The sequence below is a fragment of the Brachyspira catarrhinii genome, from assembly GCF_005518285.1.
Classification (GTDB): domain Bacteria; phylum Spirochaetota; class Brachyspiria; order Brachyspirales; family Brachyspiraceae; genus Brachyspira; species Brachyspira catarrhinii.
This window is the reverse complement of sequence record NZ_SJDU01000090.1, coordinates 1-7,201: the sequence shown is the minus strand read 5'-3', so window position 1 is coordinate 7,201 and position 7,201 is coordinate 1. Positions and strand designations below refer to the sequence as shown.

9 protein-coding genes are annotated in these 7,201 nt (G+C 28.9%); 5 read left to right on the top strand and 4 right to left on the bottom strand.

What is annotated here, in order from left to right; genetic code table 11:
• The 4 genes from EZH24_RS04910 to EZH24_RS04895 form a co-directional block, all read right to left on the bottom strand.
• A partial coding sequence (locus tag EZH24_RS04910; RefSeq protein WP_137998006.1) for a radical SAM protein occupies positions 1–1,009 on the bottom strand: 1,009 nt, incomplete at its 3' end.
• 436 nt (positions 1,010–1,445) lie between these two features.
• A complete protein-coding gene (locus EZH24_RS04905; RefSeq protein WP_137998005.1) occupies positions 1,446–1,649 on the bottom strand; it encodes a hypothetical protein in 204 nt (67 codons plus the stop codon).
• A 47-nt stretch (positions 1,650–1,696) separates the two neighbouring features.
• Positions 1,697–1,960, bottom strand: a complete 264-nt coding sequence (locus tag EZH24_RS04900; RefSeq protein WP_137998004.1) for a hypothetical protein — start codon at positions 1,958–1,960, stop codon at positions 1,697–1,699.
• A 33-nt stretch (positions 1,961–1,993) separates the two neighbouring features.
• Positions 1,994–2,830: a hypothetical protein gene (locus EZH24_RS04895; RefSeq protein WP_137998003.1), complete on the bottom strand. Its 837-nt coding sequence runs from the start codon at positions 2,828–2,830 to the stop codon at positions 1,994–1,996.
• A gap of 750 nt (positions 2,831–3,580) precedes the next feature.
• Between EZH24_RS04895 and EZH24_RS04890 the strand changes: the two genes are divergently transcribed.
• From EZH24_RS04890 to EZH24_RS04870, 5 genes are all read left to right on the top strand, one after another.
• Positions 3,581–4,903, top strand: a complete 1,323-nt coding sequence (locus tag EZH24_RS04890; RefSeq protein ID WP_137998002.1) for a DUF4026 domain-containing protein — start codon at positions 3,581–3,583, stop codon at positions 4,901–4,903.
• Between the two features lie 194 nt (positions 4,904–5,097).
• Positions 5,098–5,757 carry a hypothetical protein gene (locus tag EZH24_RS04885; RefSeq protein ID WP_137998001.1) on the top strand — a complete coding sequence of 220 codons (660 nt, stop codon included), beginning with the start codon at positions 5,098–5,100 and terminating at the stop codon, positions 5,755–5,757.
• A 38-nt stretch (positions 5,758–5,795) separates the two neighbouring features.
• Positions 5,796–6,476: an OmpA family protein gene (locus EZH24_RS04880; RefSeq protein ID WP_137998000.1), complete on the top strand. Its 681-nt coding sequence runs from the start codon at positions 5,796–5,798 to the stop codon at positions 6,474–6,476.
• Positions 6,477–6,667: 191 nt separating this feature from the next.
• Positions 6,668–6,886: a class I SAM-dependent methyltransferase gene (locus EZH24_RS04875; protein ID WP_137997999.1), complete on the top strand. Its 219-nt coding sequence runs from the start codon at positions 6,668–6,670 to the stop codon at positions 6,884–6,886.
• 33 nt (positions 6,887–6,919) lie between these two features.
• The coding region (locus EZH24_RS04870; RefSeq protein ID WP_137997998.1) for a hypothetical protein at positions 6,920–7,201 on the top strand (282 nt) is incomplete at its 3' end.

The following is a 7,201-nucleotide window of genomic DNA, read 5'->3' as shown; positions in this document are numbered from 1 at the left end:
GAATATTAACAATTATATTTTCCATTTCTTTAGTTTTCAAACGATGCTCGAGATTATCGGTAGTCAAATCGCATCTCGCCATTATATCGTAATCTACTCTAACCTCTAAATTAAAACTTTTTGCCCATTTATAAACATCGTTATAATCGTTTTTGTTGTAATCCATTATTGGACAATTTATGTGGACGGGAATATTATTTTCTATAAGTTTTAATATATTTGATTTCGTTTTATTAAAAGAACCTTTCATTTGAGTTATTTTTTCATGATTAATTTCATTCATGCTATATAAAGAAACATAAACGCTCGTTCGATTATTTTTCATTAGTTTTATAATTTCTTCGTTTAATAATGTTAGATTTGTAAATACTTTAATATAAAAATCGCTATCTTGAGCGTATTTTAAGAAGTCTAAAAAATTCGGATGAAGCATAGGCTCTCCGCCAGATAAAGAAACGGAAATTACTCCAATATCTTTTAATTGTTTTATAACGCTATAATAAAGATTATCGTCTATATTATAAAGTTTGTCTTCATGCGGAATATAACAATGAATGCATCTTTCATTGCATTTGCTCGTTAGTTCTATTTGAAAGTTAAGAAGGCATGGATTTTTGGCAAAATATTTTTCTAAAAATTCCCTCGTTCCGATATTATTTTGCATTTCATAAGAATTAAATTGATTTTTTATATTAGCGTTTGAAATAGATATGTTTTCAGAATTATTGCATTCTTTTGAACTCTCTCCTCTAATTAAAAAACCTTCAAAATAAAATCTATCGTAAAAATCTTTCATATCGTTTTGAAGTTCGTCTAAAGAAACATTTATAAATTTTGAAAGCGCGATATTTGATAATTCTTCCAAACTTTTTGGATTATAAGATAATAGACTTAAAAATAAAGCTCCGCTCTCGTTTACCACTCTGTCCGAATTATTAGGAATATTAATTATATAACCGATATTATCGTAATTACGAAAAAATGTATTCGCTTTAAGTTTATAATACATAAATAAAATTTTCTCCTTATTAAAATATTAATGCATAGCAATAATAATTAAAATATTATCACTATGCAAATTTTTTGATAAATCAGAACTTACATAAACTAGGACTGCTTTTGACATCGCAAGGCATCATATATAAGCCATCTGTTTTATTTTCCGCTAAAACTTGCGGTTTTTGATATGACATACTTATCACCTCCTTTTATTAAAATTAATTCACAGTGATAACAATTAAAATATCATTATCACTGTTTGAATTGTTTTCTTAACAAAAAATCAAGGTTTACAAGAAGCCACATTACCCGCTTTAAGAGCGCAAGGCATCATGTATAAGTCGTCCATCTGATTTTTTGCTAAAATTTGTGGTTTTTGATATGACATATTAATCACCCCCATTTTATTTAATTTAATTCGTATTCATTGTAAAAAGATATATTCATTATATCCTTACTATTCCTCTTTCTTTAAGAATACTCGCTATGGCAATTTTTCTTGCCCCGCTTGTAGAATTAAATAATCTTTTTAAATGTTCATCGTAATAATTTGAATACTGCGCCTTATATTTGTTAACTTCTCCGTTAAAATTTTTATATTTATCTCCCACAAATTCAGCGCCTTCTTTTATTAAATCCCAAAGTCCCATATTTTAATCTCCTTAAAAATTTATAAAATTATTTTTTATAGTCTTTATCAAATTTCTTTATTTATATCATCTTTTTTGTATTCTAAATGCTGTCCTTCTTTAGTTTTTTTATTTTTACTATCAATAGTAATATTAGATGGATTATCTTTATATTTTATCTCATGACTTCCAAACCCCATTACGTCATCAGGATTTTCAGAATTTAGAGCATTTGCGGCGGTTTCTAAAATTCGCCTGCCTTCATCGTTTATTTTTTGTGAATTGCTATCTTCACAAGAGTTTGTTAATTTTTTGTTTTCTTTATTTGGCATAATTATTACTCCTTAATTTTTATATAAATTTTATTATTCTTTTATTGTTTTCGTTTGTTTAGGGTCTTCGCCTCTATATCCTAAATCTATTTCGTCTATAAATTTACGAACTTGTAAACGCATAGCATCCGATACATCATAACTAAATATGTATATTGGTTTTCCTCTATCCTCATAGAATGCATAATTTTCCACATGAATAGGTTTTATTTTTCCAGATTTATCTTTCATTAAAACCGTAAATGCTACTTCAAGAGTTTCTTTCTCTATCGTATAAACATCGTTAGAAACCCATTTGTAATCATAACCTCCATAAACTGCATCAGTTTCATATTTTTCTCTTTTATAAACAGGCACGGTTATATAATCGTTTTCAGGATAAACGCCATGCAATGAAATTGTTAAAAAATATTTTATCTCATTGTTTAATTTTCCAGTTTTAATATCCGTTCTTTCAATAACAAGCCGCGAATTCTCTTCATCTATATAACCATTTAAACGACTTCCATAAGATGTTACGCCAATTCTAAAACTATCAAAATCTCTTTTAATAGTTTTTAAAAAATTGTTTGTTTTAGGTTGAACTGTTCCATCGTCAGAAGCAAATAATCTATCGTCTTCATTTGCATATTCGTAAATGTAATTAAAAGCTTCATTTTCGGGCAATTTAAAAGATATAGAATAATAATCGTTAGTCGCTATTACATCATCGCGGTCGTATATATTTTCTACATAACGATTATTGCCAGTATAATATATTGAATATACTTTTTTAGACTTGATATTGGTGCTTGGTTCACCGCCGCAAGAAATTAAAATTGATAGCGAAAACGCTAAAATAAATAAAAGTGAAATTCTTTTTTGATACATAAGAGTATCCCCCTTTTTGAAAAATTTTTTATTTATAACTAAACAAGGAATTTTAATTTTCCTTGATAAGCTATCGAAAGTGATTGAAGTTAAAAAGGTTTTAACTAAATTTAGAATTGCAAAATTATTTTCAATGTCATTGCGAGCGAGTGAAACGAGCGAAGCAATCCACTTCTTATAACAATGTGGCTTTAGCCCATTGTGTGCAATTGCACTTGAACGCAAGGGGTTAAAACCCCTTGTTATCAGAATTTCAAATTGATTTTTTGCAAAACCGAAAAAGACGCTTAAAAAATTAAACGCTCTAAAAAATTGCGATATATAAAAATTTAAATTATTAGTTAGAAAGATATAATAATGGCTTTGCTTTGCTTTGCTTTGCTTTGCTTTGCTTTGCTTAACATAATTACAGTATTTTTGCTCATGTTTTCATAATTCATGCCGATTTCTCCCAGCAATTCATTTTTTATTGATTAAATTATACAATATTTAAAAAATTTGTCAATAGATTATAAATAGATTATAAAGAAAAAATTAAAAATTGATTGCTTCGGCATATCCTCGCAATGACAAATTCGTATCGTCATTGCGAGATTTATTTATAAATCGAAGCAATCCGATATTAATAAAATCAAATCTTAAAATGAAATTTTATTTATTTTGAATTACTTCCAAACGAGAATTTATTATTTATTTTAATTTTTAATTATGTTAAAATGAATTATTAAAATTAAATTGCATGGATAAATAATGAACAACAATCTAAAAAGAGAATCTTCTATGGCGGCGGTTTTTTCAAAAGAATACGACCATAATATGACTATAGAAGAATTGAAAGAAACATTAAACGAATCGGACGAATTTATAATTATAGAATTTGAAGAAAGTCAAAAACATATAGTAGAAAAATCAATTTGGGAAGTTTCTTTGAAATTACAATATTTGCCAATGGTTATTGAAAGCGATACGGGAAACGAAAGCGAGGAAACTAAAAATAACGATGAGCTTATATTTTATATAGCTTTAATCGAAGCTTCGAGTATTACGGAAGATTTGCCAGAAGTTTTTTCGGTTAATACGGTGCAGGAAAAAGATTATATAGAAGCGACAAAATGCAAATACGCGATTCATATATCGACAATATTCAATAATTTTCCTCTAAGCGATTATCAAAGACAATTAAAATTGCTTAATAGCATTGCCTCCGATGTTTCGATTTTTTTAGATATATCTTGCTTTACCGCTCGCTCGGGAGAATGGCTAAAATACACTTCCACTTTTTCGCTTCCTCCGTCTTTGGATTATCTTTATACGATTCATGCGATATACGATGACGATAAGAATCCAGACAAAATAGAATATTGGTTTCACACGCATGGACTTTATAGAGTGGGATGCATAGAGCTTGAAATAATAGGAGTCGAAGATTCTAACGCCGCTTACGGACAATTATTAAACACTTGCGCGAAACTTTTTATACAAAACGGAGTTCCAGAATCTGGCTTCGTATTTTCGCCTTCTTATAAAGTAAATGTTTGCTGGCTTGCTTGGGAAGAGGCTTTGAAGGAGCTTAATATAGATAAAGATTTTTCGGGAGGTTTTAAAGATAGAAAAGACGGAGTTCATGATAATCCTTCTGGCGCTTTAGTTGCCGTAGATAAAAAAGGAAATTACCGCACGCTCGATTATTATAAAAAAGAACTTACCGATAATCCAGTATTTCTTTTAAGCGGTTTTGAAACTGAAATAATGAGAGACGCTGCTTTTGAAAAATTTGAATATTTTTTGGAATTATTAAATAAAAATAAAGGAGACGATAAAATTTCTTTTTTGGTAAAACTTGGATATAACAATAATAAATCGAATAAAGATTTGGAGCATTTATGGTTTGAAGTTCATGATTTTACTAAAGAAGGTTATTTTGACGCTACTTTATTAAACGAGCCTTATAAAGATTTGGGAATGCATGAGGGAGACAGAGGAATGCATAGCATAGAAAATCTTACATATTGGCAAATACATACGGACAAAGAAATGTATAATCCAGAAAATATTTATCTGCTTTTTTCTTAAAAAATTTTCTTAAAATCTAAAAAAATTGTTTAACATTTTTAAAAAAATCCGATAAAAGTTATAAAGATTGTAAAAAAAATTAAAGAAACGCTTGATTATTATACTATTTTGTATTATACTAAGATTGTAAAAGTAATCGCTTAAATAATATGGCATTTCTTAAAGACAATATTCAAGCAGAGAGGATACCGATTATGAAACGAATAAGTTCTATCTTAACAATTCTTTTTATCACGGCTTCTATTTTTTATCAGGGTTCAAAAGTATATGGATACGCTTTTGAAGGACTGTATATAGCTCCGAAAATAGATTACTATCCTGAAAACCCAAGCGGAAGGATATGGAATCACTATGCGGGAGCTGGAGTGTCAGTAGGATACGACCTTTTTAGATTAAAAGACCCTTATCCTATACCTGTTAGAGTCGAATTGGAATATATTGGAAGACTACTCGCAACAAATACGAGAGTTGCCATTCATTCTGTAAGCGCTGGAATTTACTATGACTTGAATTTATTTCATGTTCGAGCAAGCGAATTAGACACTTTAACTACAAAAAGCGTTTATACGACAAAAAGACCTTTTATGGCTATATATGTAGGATTGAATATAGGAGCAAAAATTGGATATATAACCGATGAACCTGCATCTACGAGTAATACGGGACTTATGCAAATCAGAACTGGAACTTCAGCGACCACGCTTTATTTTGGAGTTGGAATCGGATTTGCTTGGCATGTTACAAGTTGGTTTACTTTAGATTTGGGATGGAGAGCCGTAGTGGGACAACAAAGGACGATGGGATTTAAAATGGGAAACGATGTGCTTTTATCGTTTAGATTTACCAAACCTTGATTTATTATCCTAAATAGTTAATTTTTGGAGTTTAATTTATGCAAAAAAAAGTTTTTATTATAGTATTGTCGATTGCATTTTTCGTATTTTACGGATGTTCTTCTATGAAACATTCCACTGTAGTGCTTTATGTTTCTCATAAGGTTGAAGGTCCGTTATATATACCAAAACCCGAATCTCCCGTTTCAGCTCAAAGCCCTCAAACAAATATAGAGAATCAGAGGAAAAAGCTCACAAAAGAAACTAAAAGGAGTAAACCTTCTCGTGGAAGTAAAACTACCCAAGGAAAACAAACAAATCAAGTTATAACAAATACTTATAACGATTATCAAACGAGAACGCTTCTGAGAGGAGAGTCTTTAATTTTGGATAAACCTATAAGATTCGCTTTTGAAAAATATGGCATAGGTTCTTATTATGACGACACCGTTCAATATGTGGCTGATTTTATGAAACAAAACACTAATTTTCAATTGGTTGTGGAAGGACATACGGATAGAGTTGGACAATATACATTCAATAAAAATCTTTCTTTAAGAAGGTCAAGAAGCGCTATTTCAAAACTTGTCCGAGCTGGAATTGACAAAGGTAGATTAATAGAAAGCGGAGTTAGTTATAGATTCAGCGAATATAATTTCAATAGATTAAACAGAAGAGTGGAATTTATTATAATAAGAAGTCCTGAAGAATTAACTAATTACAGAGAAGGAATTAAATAAATTTATAATATTTATTTATATTTTATAGAAAAATTGTTAATAGATAATTTCTGTCTATTAACAATTTTTTTAAATAAGTTTTAGCGTAAAAACAATTAAATTTATACTCTTATAAACATACTAACTTGAAAAATAAAAATACTACTATATAATTTTACAGAAATCAAATAAAAATATTAACGGATAATAGAATGATAACTCAAAAAATATACTTTCCTAATTTTATTGAAATACAAGAAAAAGAAGAAACTATAAAATCAGAAACAAAAGATTTTATAGAATTTGAAAATATTAAATTAAAATGTTGCGATTATAAAGAGCTACTTAAAGAAATGAAAGAAGAAAAAATAAAAGTCGATTGCATCCTAACTGACCCGCCTTACTGTATTTCTCGTAAAAATAATTTATAATCTAATAAATAAAAAAGTAAAGGAGAAAATTTTATGCAAAAAGATTTATCATATACGGAAGCGATAGAAAAAGTTATGCTTGATAACGGATATGTTGCGCCGTTAAAATTAATATACAAAGAAATTTGGAATTACAAAGATAAAAGTAAAGTTACTGGAAAAACGCCTATTGATACAATAAGAGAAAGAGTTCAAAGAGATAAAAAATTTACAAGGGTTGGACTTGGAGTTTACGCTTTAAGCGACAAATTGCACCTTTTAGAAAAACAGCAAACCCCAAAAACAGAAAAAGAAAAAATTGCTTCAAAGCATGGC

What these genes read in the sequence shown, in the direction of transcription:
- EZH24_RS04905 (WP_137998005.1), bottom strand. Translation starts at nt 1,649, where the DNA reads ATGGGACTTTGGGATTTAATAAAAGAAGGCGCTGAATTTGTGGGAGAT.
- EZH24_RS04900 (WP_137998004.1), bottom strand. Translation starts at nt 1,960, where the DNA reads ATGCCAAATAAAGAAAACAAAAAATTAACAAACTCTTGTGAAGATAGC.
- EZH24_RS04895 (WP_137998003.1), bottom strand. Translation starts at nt 2,830, where the DNA reads ATGTATCAAAAAAGAATTTCACTTTTATTTATTTTAGCGTTTTCGCTA.
- EZH24_RS04890 (WP_137998002.1), top strand. Translation starts at nt 3,581, where the DNA reads ATGAACAACAATCTAAAAAGAGAATCTTCTATGGCGGCGGTTTTTTCA.
- EZH24_RS04885 (WP_137998001.1), top strand. Translation starts at nt 5,098, where the DNA reads ATGAAACGAATAAGTTCTATCTTAACAATTCTTTTTATCACGGCTTCT.
- EZH24_RS04880 (WP_137998000.1), top strand. Translation starts at nt 5,796, where the DNA reads ATGCAAAAAAAAGTTTTTATTATAGTATTGTCGATTGCATTTTTCGTA.
- EZH24_RS04875 (WP_137997999.1), top strand. Translation starts at nt 6,668, where the DNA reads ATGATAACTCAAAAAATATACTTTCCTAATTTTATTGAAATACAAGAA.